Source organism: Anaerobacterium chartisolvens, from assembly GCF_003337415.1.
GTDB lineage: Bacteria > Bacillota > Clostridia > Acetivibrionales > DSM-27016 > Anaerobacterium > Anaerobacterium chartisolvens.
Window position 1 is genome coordinate 96,630 of sequence record NZ_QPJT01000001.1, and the last position, 15,227, is coordinate 111,856.

The window sequence follows — 15,227 nt, forward strand, 5'->3', positions numbered from 1 at the left end:
TGTTACTTCACTCCTTCCCGCTCAAATTCAATAACCCATACCCACGGGTTTGTGTCCCATCCAAATCCGCGAGCTGCGTTGAGACTGTCCCATATGCAAGCAAATCCATCCCGAAAAGTGCCATTGTCATCCTGCATATGCGCTGTTTTTCCTGTCACCGGGCAGGTATATGGGTATGTTTTTACGGCTCCCTCACGCCTTGCTTCCTCCTCTGTTATGTCCTGCAGGCGTTCCGCGCTAACGTCAGTAACTTTGAGTAATATCCGAGCTGCTTCACGCGGCATATGGATGGAAGGTCGCCAGCCATGCTCTGCAACTCCGACGTCAACCGGGTAAACCGGATTGCTGGCCCTGTAGATATACCGATGTGAATATCTCCCGCTTGGCAGGTCGGGTTCACCTGCAGTCAGATCATGCATGTGGGTTTCGTAATGCCAAGTTTCCTTTACCCACAAGATATCCCCCGGAAGGCAATAAGGCCTAAACTTCATTCGGGTACATCCATCTATAAAGGCCGGTATGTCTGGCGCGTATCCTCCCCAGTATGCCTCAAAGGTCCCATCATCCATTTCCTCAAACCTATGTGTTTCCGGTGGTACTCGCTTGATAATTCTCCGTGTTAGCGTCTTGCGTCCGGCTAATATCGCTTTTACCATGCTTGTAGAAAACAGGATCGGTTTTTCCATATCTCTAATCTCCTCCCCTTAATCCCAAATAAGACCGCCCTTGAAGCCATATGTAAACCCCGTGGCCGCTTCAAGCTTGTTCTGATGCTCGCGCTGCTTTGAGAAAAATGCCTCCAGCCCTGCGTCTGATAGTACTCTGTCTCCCGGTGCAGCTCCGTCAAAGCCCTCTCCGTTTTCTATGTCTTGCTTTGTCAGGGGCTTAAACTCACAGTTGAGGCCAACCCACTCCGCAAAGTCGTTTTCCATGTAGTCTATAACATGTCTGATTTTGTAATCCTTCCTGTATTCGTCTGTATGTAGCCCCGGAGGTATTTGACCGAGAATTCTTTCAATTTGCCGCCCTGTCAGGTGGGCATCTTCGTAGAATTTATGGCCTCCGTCTATGTAGACCTGGTTGCCGTCTGCACATACGACAATGCCGATCATCCTCGCGCTGCTGCTTCCGTCCATGCTCTCAAGTTCGTTCCGCCTCTCTACATGGGACAGAGGTACTCCCTCTTTGCGCTCCTCCTCGGTGCGCATGTTGTACAGGGAGATCGATATTAAAAGGTTCAGGCCGGGGACAACTTTATCGTATTGCGGCTTATTTATTATCACGCCTTTGCTCCTTGCAGGTATGAAATAGCCGCCAAATTTCATATCTTTTCTGGTTATGCAGTCAATCATAAGCCCCCTCCCTCATCATCCCAATAAGACATTTCCTCCGCTATGATTTCATTAAGCTCGGATATGCTGTCTAAATTCGGGTTTTCGACAGCAAGCATTTCGAGAGTTTTAAGCATTCCCGCTTCCTGCAGGTCTGCTATGTTCTTTAGTAGTTCCGTTATTCTGTTGGGTTCTTCTGGTTCTTTTAGTGTAACCACAGCATCTGCAGTGTCTAACCAGTCAAGGTCAGAATGGCCCCACAGGGAATAATCCGCGGCTATTGCAAGTATTTTTGCTTTATCGACTGTTATTTCTGTCGTTGTTCCTTCCAGTGAATCCTCCGTCCCAGTAACTTCAACTTCTGAGCATTTGGAGATATCTCTTCGCAGCTCTTCCAATTTCTCAGCTTCCTGCTTTAAAGCCTCATATTCTCTTAAGGGTAAAATAACCGTGCCTTCTAAAGTAGCCAGTCTTTCCATTGTCTAATCCTCCTCAATAAATTTTTTATATACCAGCTTTCCCAGCCTTTGCGCGAGGTCAATTTCTGCCGCCATGCCGGGAGTGATTGTTTCCCCAAAGGTCCATATTTCATCTGATAATTTAACCATTTCAAACCCTGCGGTAATGCCTTTATCCCGCTCCCCATTGTCATTTAATATGCCGTGCAGCATGACATGGCTTGCAAAGGGTATATGTCCTTGTGCTGCTACATGCTTGCAGTATTCGACTGCCTTAAGGTAGTTTTCTTCCTTCCCGCCGTATGGGGAGCAGACATATATTTTTAGCGGCTTTGGGTTTTGAGGTATAGGGACCGCTTCCGGGTGCTGCTCTTCCCGCTTCGGAGCCTGCTCTTTTGGTGTTGGTTGCTGCGGCTGTGGTTGGTCTTGGGCTTGGGGCTGCTGCCGGGGCTGCTTCTCCTTCCCTTCTTTCTGAGCCTTTATGTCTTTGACGGCTTGGATAGATAGGCTTCCTTTATCTTTGTATTCTTGGTAGGCCTGCTGCTGCTTTTCCTCTGGGAGGCCGGAGAGTTCGTAAGCGGTGGAGATGTTGACATTGCTTTGCTTCAGCTCTTCTTTAAACTCAGGGGAAAGATTGCTTGATATTGCGTCCATTCTCCCGACCTGAGTAGACGATGTGTTTAATGTGTCTGCTATAATTTCACGGACGCGGCCCGGAAGCTTTGCTTTTTCCTTATACCGCTCCAGCACACTTCTTAATCGCCTTACTTCCTCTACCTTATCCCAGTCCGTTTTTTCTCTTTGCGAATTGGTTAGTATAATCAAAAGCTCTTCCCTAATTTTCTGCAGTGCCGCGTCCTCTTCCGATGACTCAATGCTGCAGGGGATAAATTCATATTCCCGCTTCCCCTCTTCTACAAGGGCGAGGGAGGCAAGGCGGCGGCGGTGTCCTGCAAGCACTTTGTATTTACCGTTCGGGAGCGGGGTAACGTTGAGATTTTGCTTTACTCCTCCGGCAAGCTCAATCGCCGTTTTAAGTTCGTCTATCTGGCGCATTGAGTAAAAGTTATCTTCTGAAGGTATAAGGTCATAAACGCTTATTGGAATAATCCCGCTTCCCGGCTGCTTACTTTTATTTGCTTTCTTTGGCTCCCGGCCTGTCTGACCTGCTTGTGCCATATTGTCGTTCAATGAAGCATTGCTTAATAATTGATTAAGGTTAAATTTCCCCATATACTTTCCCCCTTTTTTGTTGTGTCCGAATGTGTCCGAATTGGACAACTTTTCGGACAACTTTATTTGCCTAGGTATTCTTCGACAAGCTTAATGTAGTCGAGGGCCGCGCCGCTCCGCTTTGAGTACTCCAATATAGGCATTGCCGCAAAGGTGCTTTCATCCACCTTCTCGGTGCGACGTATATGGGTGTTAAAGACGGGGTATTCCTTTTGATTCTTAAGCCACTCCTCCCCCTGCCGATTTACATCGTTGTTTTGGTAGGAGGTAATCAAGCAGCCCTTAAGGTTAAGCTCCGGGTTTAAGTCCTCCTTGGTGTTATCAATCTGCTCCTTAAGCTCTGCAAGCCCGTCAAATGCGAACTTGTCTATTTTAATAGGGATTATTATGTCGTCGGAGGCTACCAAGGCATTTATGGTGCTGATGTTGATGTCGGGCGCATTGTCTATAATGCAATAGTCATAATTGCTCGCTATGGAGCGGAGAGCTGTCTTAAAGCGTGTTTGCTGGGGACGTGTCGTGTCAAGCATTACCTGAAGGTTTGCTTTAAGCAGGGTCATGTTACAGGGGATGAGGTTTAGGTTTTCGTATTGGGTAGGTATAATAATTTCTTCCATGCAGGGGTTGCGGGTAGTCAGGATATCCGCTACTCCCTGTCTGTCATAGCTGTGCAGGTTGTAAAGCTTGGAGGAGTTGCCCTGCTTATCGTTGTCTATAAGCAGGACTTTTTTGTTATGTACCGTTGCAAGTATGTGTGCCATGTTTGCTGCTGTGATTGTTTTTGCTACCCCTCCCTTAAGGTTTATAATAGATGTTGTTCGCATTTTATTTGCCTCGCTTTCGTTTATTTTTTTTGGGGTTTGGTTTTATGGGTATACCGCTAGAATAAATGGTTTTTGGGGTTTGTTTTTCCGGAGTTCGTACCTCAAGGCCCTCTTTAGTGGTATATCTACACAAGGGTAGCCTTCATAAGGGACCAGAGTATAGGCTGTGGCCCTTCTCCGTCTTTTTGTCGGTATGAGTCTTATTGTGTACGACATGTACTGCCTTTTCATGTCTACCTCGGGTGGCGGGTAGTTGATATCATCCCGCTCCAGACCGCATTCCTTCATGAACCACTCTGCCGCTTCCTGCCAGCTTCTCGCTGCCACCGTACACATGTCATCTAGCTCAAATGCTCTCCATCTTTTTTTACGCATGCATATTCTCCTTTCGTTAGTTGGATTGCGGGTGTATATAGTCCAGAAACATTACTGCTCCTGTAAATCTCACCCGGTACTTTTCCACATCCGCCTGCGTTACGTATTGCCTGCCATAATGAAGCTTCATGTCCCGCCATCTGGTCCAGGGAATGAAATAGTGTCTGTCTTGAATACCTGCACAGACCGCAGTAAGGGCTCCAAGCTTACGGTGGTATTCCAGCACGTCCATTTGCTCGGTTGTCAGTACATCCCTTTTCATTCGGTCCGTTGTGGTGTATTTGGCTTCAAATACAATAGACCGGCCCTCGGAAAGTGTCCCTTGGAAGTCAGGCTGTGCCGGGGCGGTGAACCGGCCTGTAAATTCTCCGTTTGGGTGTTTCTTTGTTACCCTGAAGGGCTCGGGTGTTTTGTCTATTTCTGCAATGCCCCGGTTCCGGTAAGTCTGGCAGGCTGCCTTTATGCTGTTTTCAAATAAAAGTCCTTGGGCATTGTTGACTTTGCCTCGCCAAGATTGTTTTAGCTGTTTTTCGTTTATCATGAGTGACCTCCCCTCTATGCCAGTTTTGTATTGAAGTCCTCGAATCGTTCGCAGGTTCTCCAAACCCATTTATTGTTGACCCACCGCTGCAGGTGCCTAATTTGCTTAGGTGCCTCAGTCTTGTTGTAAACCATTACGTATGGGTCGTACCCCAGCTCCCTTAACCGGTATATCCTGTATAAGTCCTCTTCGAGTGTGCTGTTGTAGTTGGTAAGGACGTAAACCCCGAGTTTCCTCTCGTTTAGCCCGGAAAGCTTCTTGAAATGCCAAAGCATATACGGGGTTATATTGTCCTCCACGCTGTCCCATGCAAAGTGGAGCATGTTTATTTTTATTTCGCTTATCAGCTTTGCGTTATCCGGATTTAGCAGCCTTGCGTCCAGCCCCTGTGTAAAGTCAATCTTTGCCCTGCTATTTATGAGCTGCTTCAATAGTTTTTCATGCTCGGTGCAGGCTAGGAGGTTAGGATCGAGGAGCTTAATTGTTTTTTGCCCCGTCCAAAACTCGGAAAGGTCTGCTACTTGCTTCGAGCATAATCCTTCTTTTTCAGACACAATGCAGAAGCCGCAGTTTCTTGGACAGCCGCGCGTAAGAAATCCATATGCTTCTTTGTACATAGGGTATAGGGAGTAGTCTGGCATAATATGCTCTACCTCTTCCGGGAGCTTGCCTTTCAGGTTATATCCGGTACCACCTTCAATAATTTGATCTGCTTGTATTACCGTATTTATATCAGGAGCGAAGTCGAATACCTTGCTTTTGTAGACAATGTCATATTTGTTGAGAGCCATCCACCATTCAACGGTATCCCCCCGGCTTTTATGCCAAGCTGATAATTTCATAATTGGTAGGTTCGGGAAGTTATGCCCGTCAACATCTATTAACCCTATTTTCATGCTTCCTCCTTCGCTTGTTGCGGCTATCAGTTTTAAATCTGTAATTTCCGCATCCTGATGTATAGATGCGTGCCTGCCGTTATGTCGTTGACTTGGGATATGCAGTCATTGAGGATGTAGCCAGGGTACAGTCTTTCGAAGAGCTGCCTGTCATCGGGAGTCCTTGCCAATACCTCAACCTTGCGCTTGCTGTATTTATGGTTGTTTATTTTAACAGTAGGCTGGTCAAGGTTTTTGGACTGTACCCACCTCTTTGAGCCTTGGGGATCTTTTGTTATGTACCGGGCTAATCCTTCATATCCATATTCGTCTGCCTTTAGCCTATCCGCATTCGCCCGGCCCTTCCCCCAAAGCTGCTCTGCTGCATCCCGGTCCATGCTTGACATTATTACATGGTGGTGCATCCTGACCGGGGGCTCCTTGCCTTCTCTTCCCCCTGAAGCTTTTTCCTTGTACTCAAATACTGCTATGTATTTCAGGGAAGGAAGATTGTTTTTCTTGCGGTAGTGCTTTACCCTCCGGATATAATTGGCTATGTCTTTTCTTGCCTCTTCCTCGGACCTGGGGAGTTCCTCACTTGTATATGTAAGATGCACCGCCAGATCCTTATCCGTAAAATTTGTATTGATTAACCTGATAAGATGTTTTTTTGCGTTCTTATCGTTCAGGTTTTTTTGCTTCAGGGTAGAAGCTTTTTCTTTTTTCCCCCGAGGCTGTTTTTTTTGCTTAGGGGATATTGGGTATATTTCAACTTCTAACATTTGTCCGCTATAGATTCTTTTTTCTCGATACGGCATTGGGCATTGTCCCCTTCGGATTCTTTATCCTTCTCTATTAAATTGTCTAAGAACAATTGTTTGCCTATTTTATTTGGAGGGTATGGTTGATAAGATAATACCTATTACAAGTCCTCAAGCCCCCTTAAAAATAGGTATTTTTTTGACTTTGCCTCTGCCGTATGTTAAAATATTGCTATAGGCAGAGACAAAGCCTTGTTGTTAGGAGCGCATTACTGTTTCCTTGAGTCGGTTGTTAGTAATGTGCTTTTTTATGCCATTTTCTTGGCCGGGACCTCCTTTCTTGCTTCCGGAAGGGCTGCTGCTGCGGTTTTTTCTTGAGAGTTTTCCATGTCCTTCCTGTATGTACAGCGCGTCAGGCTGAACTCTTTGGATGCGGCCATGTTGTAAAACTCGCAGTTGCCCCAGTAGCAATGGTGCATACATACCGGCGCGGAGTGTTGGGGGCAGTGGACCCATTCAGTGTTAATGTCCGGGGTGGAGCCGCATATGGGGCAGCTCATTTTTGGGGGCTTCTTTTTCTTGTACATGCTGCCTCCTTAATAAGACGCACTATAAAGCGGGCCTCTGTTGTTGTAGCACGGGTACAGGAGCTTGACGGCCTCGAACATCCAGTTCATTAACTCGTTGCCAAACAGGTTGTATGGGGTATAGTCGCTCGGGTAGTCGATAGGCTCACCCCCTAAGTCTCCACAAAATCCGTTGTAGAGGTTAAAGGCTAATTTCGTAACCTTTGCGCTTGTGCCGGTTTGCCACGGCCTATTAAGTCCGTCGAAGTCAATGGCGTTATCTGCAAAATCATAAAGACTATTAATGTTGTTCCGGGTTTCGGCTGTGAGCCCGAGGGCGTAAAACAGGGCTTTGCGGTATGGATCGCTAAAGCTGTTGGTTTTCTGGATATTCATTATGTAGAATTCCCGGTGGGCATCGTTCATGAATAGAGCCTCCGCACACAGCTTGTCGTTTGCGGTTTTGAGCGAGTCTTTGATTTGGCTTAAATGTTTCTCTGTGAACATAAATTTATCTCTCCTTTTTTATTTTGGATTTTTTGTTTGACTTCTTGGAGGAGCCGCTACCTACAGCAGCTCTGTCCATGCGCTCACGGGCTGCTATTGTTTTTACCGTTGCGTCTCTGGCCCTGCATTCGGAGCAGTAACCAGTCGCGCAGAGCGTTCCGCATTTGCAATACTTGAATGGTCTTGCCACGCCTTTGGCCATTGGGGGCCTCCTTTCTTGCTTTTGCTTACCGTTTCAATTCTTTCATGCATCCGGGGCATACGTTTTTGCCCTTAAAATCTATTACCTCCTTTGCTTCCCCGCAGAATATACATGCAGGCTCATATTTCTTGAGAATAATCGCGGGACCGTCAACGTAGATTGCCAGCGCGTCTTTCTCTGCAATGTCGAGTACCCTCCTGAGTTCTATGGGCAGTACCACCCTGCCCACCTCGTCAACTTTTCTTACAATACCAGTAGATTTCATGCTTACATCTTCCTTTCGTTTTTTAGTTTTGGGTTATGATTAATTTGTGCAGACCTGAGTCCCGCTTCACCCCCCTGTACTATCTTCATGTGTCCTTGCCGATAGTGGTGCGGGGCTTGTCTTTTTGCTGATTAAAATTTTTACTTGTAGCTTAGAGCGATTTTTCTTTTAGTGAGAATTCCTAAAGTAGATTCAATTTTGCGTAGTCTTTCCTCGTTCTCCTCTTCAGTGATGTCAGGGGGGATAATCTCAACCTCGATTTTCCCTATGTGTTTTTTAATAGACGTCATACAACCACCTCGCCATAACTATTACAATATATTAATATTGCAAAAGCTTGTTTACTAATTCCTATGCCCCTTTGTTGTCTACCTTTTGTTCGCTTGACAACAGTTTTGCAAGATATCCCTGTTCAAACCCATACAGGGCTTCTATATTATGTATAATTACAGCGTTAGGAACCTTTCTCTCCCCCATTTCAATCTGTCTTAAATATACGGACGTAACTCCTATTTTTTTTGCTGCCGCGCGAAGACTTAGCCCTTTTTTTGCTCCTTTGCCTTTACTGTAGTTAACACGGGCGCACATCAATTTGTCTCGAAATGTGTCGCAGTCGCTAACATTTCTATTCGCAAACCTCTTAAATGTTTCTGTGCTAGTATATTTGCCTCCTCCTTGCATTTTACGGACTCCCCCCTCTTTGGTATTGATTAACTGTGTAAGCCTCTGCTTACATACTACTATATGACTTCTTTTTTCTCAACTCCGGCGAAGGTGTTTTTTGTGTTTTATTTTCCATTATGTGAAAAATCCGTTGACTTTTTCTTGTTATCTGCTATTATTAATATAAGCAGTAGTTAACACTGAACGGAGGTGAAATATTCTGGAAGAAGCAAGAAAACTTATAATACAATTAAGGGAACAAAAAGGCTGGAAACCAGCAGAATTAGCAAGAAGAGCAAAGCTTTCGGCGGCTGCAATATCTGATATTGAGTCTGGTAAAAAAACTCCGAGTTTGGATTCGATGCAAAAAATCGTAAACGCTTTTGGCATAGACATGGGGGAATTTTTCTCCCGCAGCTCAGTGAGCAGCAAAGAATGCATGGGTAACGTAGATGATATAGACACTAGCATAGACACTAGTATAGATAACGAGATAATTGATTGGGTGACTCGGCCCGAAAGCAAGCCCTACATAGTGTTTGCTTATAATTTATTTAAAGAAATCCCCACGCATTTATTGAAAAGAGTTAAGTTTTCGATAGACCTGCAAGGATTGGATTTTAATAACAATGGAGGTTTTAAAAAATGAATGTGATAGACTATATTTTAAGGATATCAATAATTTCTGTGCCAGAGCAGATATTTTTGGTGCTTATGTTTGTGAGATTTTTAAAAGCATATAATCTTTTCAACAATAAGGGAGGGTTATTTTTATGGGCTATATTAGTACCAAGCTTGATTTCGAACACATTAAGGCTTTTCCCCAGCATGGACAGTAGCATAATAATCATACTGGGTGTTATAATTAATACCGTCATCATATCTTTGATGGCTAAAGTTTCATGGAAAAACGGGGTTATGTCAGTTTTATTTGGGACTGTATTATTCGCATCCTCAGAACTGCTATGCGTAAATATTATAATATATTCATCAAGGCTAACTCTAGCAAGCATAAATTCAAACATATTGATGGCCGCGCTCGCGACAATCCCTGAAAGAATAGTGCAATACTTTTTTGCATATATGGCATATGTAAAATGGAGAGGCCATGAAATAAAGACCACGCAAGGCGTTATAACTGTAGATGTTTTTGATGTAATATGGAGTTGCACAAAGAACAAGGTTCTTACCGTGTCAATATTGTCTTTTAATACCATATTTGTAATCATTGCTGGCAAGTTTATTATGTTCGACAAAATACTCGCGGGTACGCCTCCCGTGTACGCACTTTTAGTATGTATTGCACTTTTTACTATCCCTTTTCTTACAGCATTACTTCTTTATGAGATATCTCGTCGCATATATTGCAACAACATAATATACTTGTCGCATTTTTCTGATGACATAAAAAACCACGCCGAATCACTATTGTCCAAAGCTATAGCAGAAGGGGCTTCAGACGGCCTAGTAGATGATATAAAAAAAATTATTCAAAAAGCCGACTTTACATAGATTTGGCAGAGCGTGTGGTGTATACTTTTACTGGGGGTGATTGTGTGAAACTTAAAAAGGAGCTTGGGTTCAAAGTTAAAGGTAAAATGGCCTACCGTCTTAATGCACTAATTATTTGTTCTAGCTTCCTAATTTTAATTGCAACTGTAGTAGCATCTTCGGCAAGCTGGTGGGCTTTTTATCAGCCAAAACTGCCTAAGTCAATATCCGGTAAAGGACGTAATTAACCAGCAGATGATAGAAAGAGGGGGCAACCCAATGGAGGAAATCGCCCCTTAAAAATGTAACGTAGATATTATTATAATATTACTTAAATTTGCTTTTGTCAAGATAAATCGACTATATTCGACATAAGGTGAGTGAGTGAGTGAAAATTGATATTTATTTGAGGAAATCCCGTGCAGACGAGGAATTGGAAAAAAAGCTCGGCGAAGGTGAAACGCTTGCAAGGCACAGGAGGGCTTTATTAAAAATCGTAAAAGAGCGCGGCTACTTTGTTGCAAACATACATGAGGAATTAGTGTCGGGAGAGGAATTATTTTTTCGCCCCGCAATGTTGGAACTTCTTAAGGATGTCGAACAAAAACAGTGTGAGGCCGTACTTGTTATGGACATACAGCGGCTAGGCCGTGGCGATATGGAAGAGCAGGGTATTATACTCAAGACCTTTAAAAGGGCCGGGGTAAAGATAATAACCCCCAAAAAAACATACGACCTCAACGATGAATTTGACGAGGAGTACAGCGAATTTGAAGCATTCATGAGCCGCAAGGAATATAAAATGATTAACCGACGTATGCAAGGGGGCAGAATTCGCTCTGTTGAAGAGGGTAATTACATTGCAACCAGGCCTCCATACGGGTATGATGTAACCAAGATAAATAAAAACACCAGAACTTTAGTTCCTAACCCTGAGCAATCGGAGGTTATCAGGATGCTTTTTGACTGGTATGTCAATAAGCATATGGGCTGTAGTAAAATTGCATCAGAGCTTAACTTGCTTGGTATAAAGTCTTATACCGGGGGCAAATGGGAAAGGACAACTATTTCAAATTTTCTCAAAAATCCAGTATATATAGGAAAAGTAGTCTGGAAGAAAAAATGCATTCGCAAATCAAAATCCCCTGACAAAAAGAAGGATACTTATACTCGCAATAAGAGCGATTGGATCGTGTCTGACGGGAAGCACGTGCCTATAGTTGAACAGGAATTATACGATAAGGCCCAAGATATTCTGGCAAGTCGGTACCATGTTCCTTACCAGCTTGTAAACGGTATAGTTAATCCTCTGGCTGGACTTGTAATATGTGGGGTATGCGGTAGCAAAATGAAACGTAGGCCGTACGGGGACAGTGCCCCACATTTAGTGTGCGAGAGCAAATGTGGTGTAAAAAGTAATAAATTCGAGTCTGTTGAAAATGCGGTTATTGCAATACTACAGGAATATATGTCTGGTATCAAAACATCCGCGCTAGAGGAGGCAGTTAGAGAAAAAACAGACCTTAGGCCACTCGAAAACAATAAGTCATTGTTGGAGAAGGAGCTTAAGACGCTTGAGACACAGAGGCTGCGGACGTTTGATTTATTGGAACAAGGAGTATATGACTCCGCGACTTTTGCGGAACGCTCAAACTATATCTCACTGAGAACAACGGAAGTCCAAACTGCCATAAATGCGTGCGACGATGAAATGGAAAAACTCCAACAGCAACAAAATGTTGCCGGGCAATTCCAGGAAATACAGAATGTTTTAGATGTATACCCTGGTCTGCAAGAGCCAAAAGAAAAAAATATCCTTCTTAAAGACATCATAGAGAAAATAGTGTATTACAAAGAAAAGGGCTGGAAATCAGATGAATTTAATTTAAAGGTATTTCCTAAAGCCTTGTCCCGCCCGCTTTCTGCAAAACGTACAACATGACGATGTTATTTCATTATCATCATCATCTGTTAACTTAAAATAATCATAGTCTGGGCCAATTCCTGTTAAGATAACTTTTTCTTTTCGCCATCCCTTACTAATGTCTATAGCGACTTCCAACAAAGGCTCAACTTTTTTTACCCCATCAACTGTTCTTAATTCCATCACATCATAGTAAGAAGCCGGCATTGAGAATTCAAGCTTATAATCATAATTCTGATCTATAAAAAAATGTTTATTTAAAAAATAATTTACTGAGCCAGTAAAGAAGTTGGATACCATAAACAACATAATAGTTAATACAAAGCCTAGCACAGTAAACAAAGCTCTTGAGCGGTTTCTTAGAATATTTCTTACACTCATTTTCCACCCAAAAGACAGACTGTTCCAAAAAACTTCAATACGCTCCAAAAATATTTTTCTCCCGACGATAGGTGCTTCTGAGCGCATAGCCTGCGCCGGCTGGATTTTCAAGATTCCTTTTACAGAATTATATCCTGCAAGGATACAGAATAGCAGTGCAAATCCAGCACCAATTGATACAACCTCCCAGTACATTTGAATAAATAATGTCTGTATTCTCACCATCTCATTATATAGAACCGTTATTGCAATACTAAGATAATATCCTGCAAAAATAGCTGGAATTGAGCCAAATAACCCTATTAACACCGATACCTTCAAATAATGCCTAAGTATTCTCCCATTATTATAACCAAATGCCTTCATAACGCCTATCAAGGTTCTTTGAGTATAAATTATTTTCTTCTGCATTACATAGATAATCATAGCTGCAACGGTAAGAAATAATACCGGGAATAGGAACCCTACTTCCTTAAGAATTTCAATATCATCACTCAGCAGCTTATGGCTAAGGTGATCCTCTCTTTTAACTCCATAGCTAAACCCACAAGGTTCTAGTATCTTTTCAATTTGATTTATCAAAATATTCTGATCAACACCGGCTTGGAATGTGACATGCAACTGGTTGAAAGTATCATTATATCCAAGTACATTTCTTGCCGTAGATTCTTTCACATATATGATCCCAAATTCGCCTCTCACCGGAAAGACTGAAGCCTCTGATCTCACTATGAAAATAAATTCTGGGTTTTCATCAATTCCATGTATTATATACTCATGTATATGTTTATTTATTACGCACTTAATTGTATCTCCTTTTTTTAAATTATGGAATTCTGCAAATTTTTTGTTTATCAGACATGTATTTTGTATATCAGGACTTAAGTATCCCCCTGAAACAGGAAATACCTTATTGATATCCGGTTGCCTATCATCAGGGAGTGCTACAAGCCTAAGCGTTACTCTATTGTTATCACCAATGTCCGCACCAATTTCTGTACTAATCCTTCCGGCAGCATTTTTTACACCCTTGATTCTCTTAACCTGTTCAACTTCATTTGCAGTAATACTTTGCGCTTCAGCATAATAATCTAAAAAGTTTCCCTTTTCATAATAAAAATTCATTGAATTCTCTAAATTTTTATATGACATAAATGTTGCTGCGAATAATGTAATGCCTACAAAGACAACAGCAGTTGCAGCTAAAAACTGTCCTTTGAATTTTTTTATATCCCTAAGCAACATGCGAGTTAGTTTGCTCATACACCCTCCTTTACCACACAATCTGATCCGAAGAAATAGGATTGTTATTAGATGATATATTTAGCACTTCTCCGCTTCGCATTTTTATCACTTTATTCGCCATCTGTGCAATAGGCTGATTATGTGTAATAATAATAATGGTTTTCCTTGTCTGTCTGTTAATGCTCTGTAATAAGTCCAGAACCTTAATTCCTGTAGCATAATCCAAAGCACCGGTGGGCTCATCACACAATAATACATCCGGATTTTTTGCCACAGCTCTGGCGATAGCGACCCTCTGCTGCTCTCCTCCACTCATTTGAGAAGGGAAATACCTACCTTTCCCCCCCAGCCCTACCTGCTCTAAAACCTCATCTATGTCTAATGGATTTACAGATATTTCAGTAGCAAGTTCTACATTTTCTTTAGCCGTAAGGTTTGGCATGAGATTATAAAATTGGAATATAAATCCTATTTTATTCCTTCTGAATAATGTAAGTTGCTTTTCATCATATTCTGAAATATCCACATCGTCAAAAAGCACCTTCCCGGAAGTTGGGGTATCCATTCCTCCAAGAATATTTAGCAAAGTACTTTTACCAGATCCACTTGGTCCCAAAACCACAACAAATTCACCTTTAGGAATATCAAAGGTCGCTGAATTCAGTGCTTTTACTGAAACCTCACCCATTAAATACTCTTTTGTCACATTGTATAATTTAAAAATTGATGCCATAATAAATAATCACTCCGCCCTTATGTAACTGATTATTTCACTGAAAATCTCATTTTACTTGAAAAATATCAATCATGTATAAAAAAATCCTCCATTTTAACGTTTGGATTCCTGTATCTCTTTCTGCCCTTGGTCTTTCCTCCAAATTGTATCGCCTCTTTAGGGCACCAATGAAAGCATGCAAAGCATTGCTGGCAAGCATTCTTCCATTTAGGCTTTTCATTGGCCCAGTCAATATTTGATACAGGACAAACCTTCATACATACTTTACAGCTATTACAATTACTGTCCACCCAAAACTTTTTATCTAATTTTTTAAACTTTGGTGAGTATATTTTGTATACCATTTTATAAAACAGATCATACACAAAGAACTTTGGTGTTACCTCTATTACTTTCCTTTTCTTGATTATTTCCGATATTTGCTTAATTTCTTGGGCCTTTGCCTCAAACAACTCCTTTTGTTCTTTCTCAGAAATCAGTTGATACATTGGAGTATAATTCTCAGGCATTTTTATTAAAAATGCAGCCCCAAGACTCAGTCCGCAATTCTTTAAGACGTCTCTGGATTGAGTTAATATGCTTCCGGAATCATCTCCGTATGTTGCTATAATGAAAATATACTTAGCCCTTTTAACTTTTTTAATAAAATCAAGAACTAATAGTGGCATTCCATACCAATAGACGGGAAATATAATTCCTATAATATCACCTACAATCTCTTCCCCTTCCCCCTTAACGGCATTTGCAATAGCGTTGATCTGGGTGTCTCCTAACTCATTTGCCAGATTTCTGGCAATATCCAATGAATTCCCCGTACCTGAAAAGTAATACAAATTTGTTTTCATTCTC

General features: G+C 42.2%; 22 protein-coding genes. 4 read left to right on the forward strand and 18 right to left on the reverse strand.

Annotated features, from left to right (window positions below; genetic code table 11):
• Positions 1 to 2 precede the first annotated feature (2 nt).
• The 15 genes from DFR58_RS00540 to DFR58_RS00605 form a co-directional block, all read right to left on the reverse strand.
• Entirely contained in the window at positions 3 to 686 is a 684-nt protein-coding gene (locus DFR58_RS00540; protein WP_114295859.1) for a hypothetical protein, read from the reverse strand.
• Positions 687 to 704: 18 nt separating this feature from the next.
• Positions 705 to 1,352 (reverse strand): hypothetical protein, encoded by a 648-nt coding sequence (locus tag DFR58_RS00545; RefSeq protein WP_114295860.1) that lies wholly within the window; start codon positions 1,350 to 1,352, stop codon positions 705 to 707.
• The gene (locus DFR58_RS00550; protein WP_114295861.1) at positions 1,349 to 1,810 is read right to left on the reverse strand and encodes a hypothetical protein; all 462 of its coding nucleotides are present in this window, start codon (positions 1,808 to 1,810) and stop codon (positions 1,349 to 1,351) included. The genes DFR58_RS00545 and DFR58_RS00550 overlap by 4 nt, the downstream gene beginning before the upstream one ends.
• 3 nt (positions 1,811 to 1,813) lie before the next feature.
• Entirely contained in the window at positions 1,814 to 3,022 is a 1,209-nt protein-coding gene (locus DFR58_RS00555; RefSeq protein WP_114295862.1) for a ParB/RepB/Spo0J family partition protein, read from the reverse strand.
• A gap of 62 nt (positions 3,023 to 3,084) precedes the next feature.
• Positions 3,085 to 3,846, reverse strand: a complete 762-nt coding sequence (locus DFR58_RS00560; protein WP_114295863.1) for a ParA family protein — start codon at positions 3,844 to 3,846, stop codon at positions 3,085 to 3,087.
• Positions 3,847 to 3,888: 42 nt separating this feature from the next.
• Positions 3,889 to 4,221 (reverse strand): hypothetical protein, encoded by a 333-nt coding sequence (locus DFR58_RS00565; protein ID WP_114295864.1) that lies wholly within the window; start codon positions 4,219 to 4,221, stop codon positions 3,889 to 3,891.
• 16 nt (positions 4,222 to 4,237) lie between these two features.
• Positions 4,238 to 4,762, reverse strand: a complete 525-nt coding sequence (locus tag DFR58_RS00570; RefSeq protein ID WP_114295865.1) for a Holliday junction resolvase RecU — start codon at positions 4,760 to 4,762, stop codon at positions 4,238 to 4,240.
• Between the two features lie 14 nt (positions 4,763 to 4,776).
• Positions 4,777 to 5,658 carry a radical SAM protein gene (locus DFR58_RS00575; protein WP_114295866.1) on the reverse strand — a complete coding sequence of 294 codons (882 nt, stop codon included), beginning with the start codon at positions 5,656 to 5,658 and terminating at the stop codon, positions 4,777 to 4,779.
• A 32-nt stretch (positions 5,659 to 5,690) separates the two neighbouring features.
• On the reverse strand, positions 5,691 to 6,455 hold the full coding sequence (locus DFR58_RS00580) for a rolling circle replication-associated protein (RefSeq protein ID WP_114295867.1): 765 nt from the start codon (positions 6,453 to 6,455) through the stop codon (positions 5,691 to 5,693).
• A 251-nt stretch (positions 6,456 to 6,706) separates the two neighbouring features.
• Positions 6,707 to 6,985, reverse strand: coding sequence for a hypothetical protein (locus DFR58_RS00585; RefSeq protein ID WP_114295868.1), 279 nt, complete (start codon positions 6,983 to 6,985; stop codon positions 6,707 to 6,709).
• A gap of 9 nt (positions 6,986 to 6,994) precedes the next feature.
• The gene (locus DFR58_RS00590) at positions 6,995 to 7,471 is read right to left on the reverse strand and encodes a DUF6075 family protein (RefSeq protein WP_114295869.1); all 477 of its coding nucleotides are present in this window, start codon (positions 7,469 to 7,471) and stop codon (positions 6,995 to 6,997) included.
• Between the two features lie 4 nt (positions 7,472 to 7,475).
• Positions 7,476 to 7,673 (reverse strand): hypothetical protein, encoded by a 198-nt coding sequence (locus DFR58_RS00595; RefSeq protein ID WP_114295870.1) that lies wholly within the window; start codon positions 7,671 to 7,673, stop codon positions 7,476 to 7,478.
• A gap of 25 nt (positions 7,674 to 7,698) precedes the next feature.
• A complete protein-coding gene (locus tag DFR58_RS00600; protein ID WP_114295871.1) occupies positions 7,699 to 7,938 on the reverse strand; it encodes an AbrB/MazE/SpoVT family DNA-binding domain-containing protein in 240 nt (79 codons plus the stop codon).
• Positions 7,939 to 8,078: 140 nt separating this feature from the next.
• Entirely contained in the window at positions 8,079 to 8,228 is a 150-nt protein-coding gene (locus tag DFR58_RS21710) for a hypothetical protein (protein ID WP_170137975.1), read from the reverse strand.
• Positions 8,229 to 8,289: 61 nt separating this feature from the next.
• The gene (locus tag DFR58_RS00605; RefSeq protein WP_114295872.1) at positions 8,290 to 8,619 is read right to left on the reverse strand and encodes a helix-turn-helix domain-containing protein; all 330 of its coding nucleotides are present in this window, start codon (positions 8,617 to 8,619) and stop codon (positions 8,290 to 8,292) included.
• Between the two features lie 226 nt (positions 8,620 to 8,845).
• On the opposite strand from DFR58_RS00605, the gene DFR58_RS00610 reads away from it, so the two are divergent.
• The 4 genes from DFR58_RS00610 (at position 8,846) to DFR58_RS00625 (ending at position 12,034) form a co-directional block, all read left to right on the forward strand.
• Positions 8,846 to 9,250 (forward strand): helix-turn-helix domain-containing protein, encoded by a 405-nt coding sequence (locus DFR58_RS00610; protein ID WP_278278792.1) that lies wholly within the window; start codon positions 8,846 to 8,848, stop codon positions 9,248 to 9,250.
• Positions 9,247 to 10,113 (forward strand): hypothetical protein, encoded by an 867-nt coding sequence (locus DFR58_RS00615; RefSeq protein ID WP_114295874.1) that lies wholly within the window; start codon positions 9,247 to 9,249, stop codon positions 10,111 to 10,113. The genes DFR58_RS00610 and DFR58_RS00615 overlap by 4 nt, the downstream gene beginning before the upstream one ends.
• Before the next feature lie 44 nt (positions 10,114 to 10,157).
• Complete coding sequence (locus DFR58_RS00620; RefSeq protein ID WP_242987343.1) at positions 10,158 to 10,340, forward strand: cyclic lactone autoinducer peptide; 183 nt, start codon at positions 10,158 to 10,160, stop codon at positions 10,338 to 10,340.
• Positions 10,341 to 10,480: 140 nt separating this feature from the next.
• Positions 10,481 to 12,034, forward strand: coding sequence for a recombinase family protein (locus DFR58_RS00625; protein ID WP_114295875.1), 1,554 nt, complete (start codon positions 10,481 to 10,483; stop codon positions 12,032 to 12,034).
• Here the strand turns inward: DFR58_RS00625 and DFR58_RS00630 are convergent.
• The 3 genes from DFR58_RS00630 to DFR58_RS00640 all read right to left on the reverse strand — a co-directional run bounded on the left by DFR58_RS00630 (position 11,978) and on the right by DFR58_RS00640 (position 15,223).
• A complete protein-coding gene (locus tag DFR58_RS00630) occupies positions 11,978 to 13,660 on the reverse strand; it encodes an ABC transporter permease (protein WP_114295876.1) in 1,683 nt (560 codons plus the stop codon). The genes DFR58_RS00625 and DFR58_RS00630 overlap by 57 nt on opposite strands.
• A gap of 10 nt (positions 13,661 to 13,670) precedes the next feature.
• Complete coding sequence (locus tag DFR58_RS00635; protein WP_114295877.1) at positions 13,671 to 14,375, reverse strand: ABC transporter ATP-binding protein; 705 nt, start codon at positions 14,373 to 14,375, stop codon at positions 13,671 to 13,673.
• 68 nt (positions 14,376 to 14,443) lie between these two features.
• Positions 14,444 to 15,223 carry an EFR1 family ferrodoxin gene (locus DFR58_RS00640; protein WP_114295878.1) on the reverse strand — a complete coding sequence of 260 codons (780 nt, stop codon included), beginning with the start codon at positions 15,221 to 15,223 and terminating at the stop codon, positions 14,444 to 14,446.
• Positions 15,224 to 15,227 lie beyond the last annotated feature (4 nt).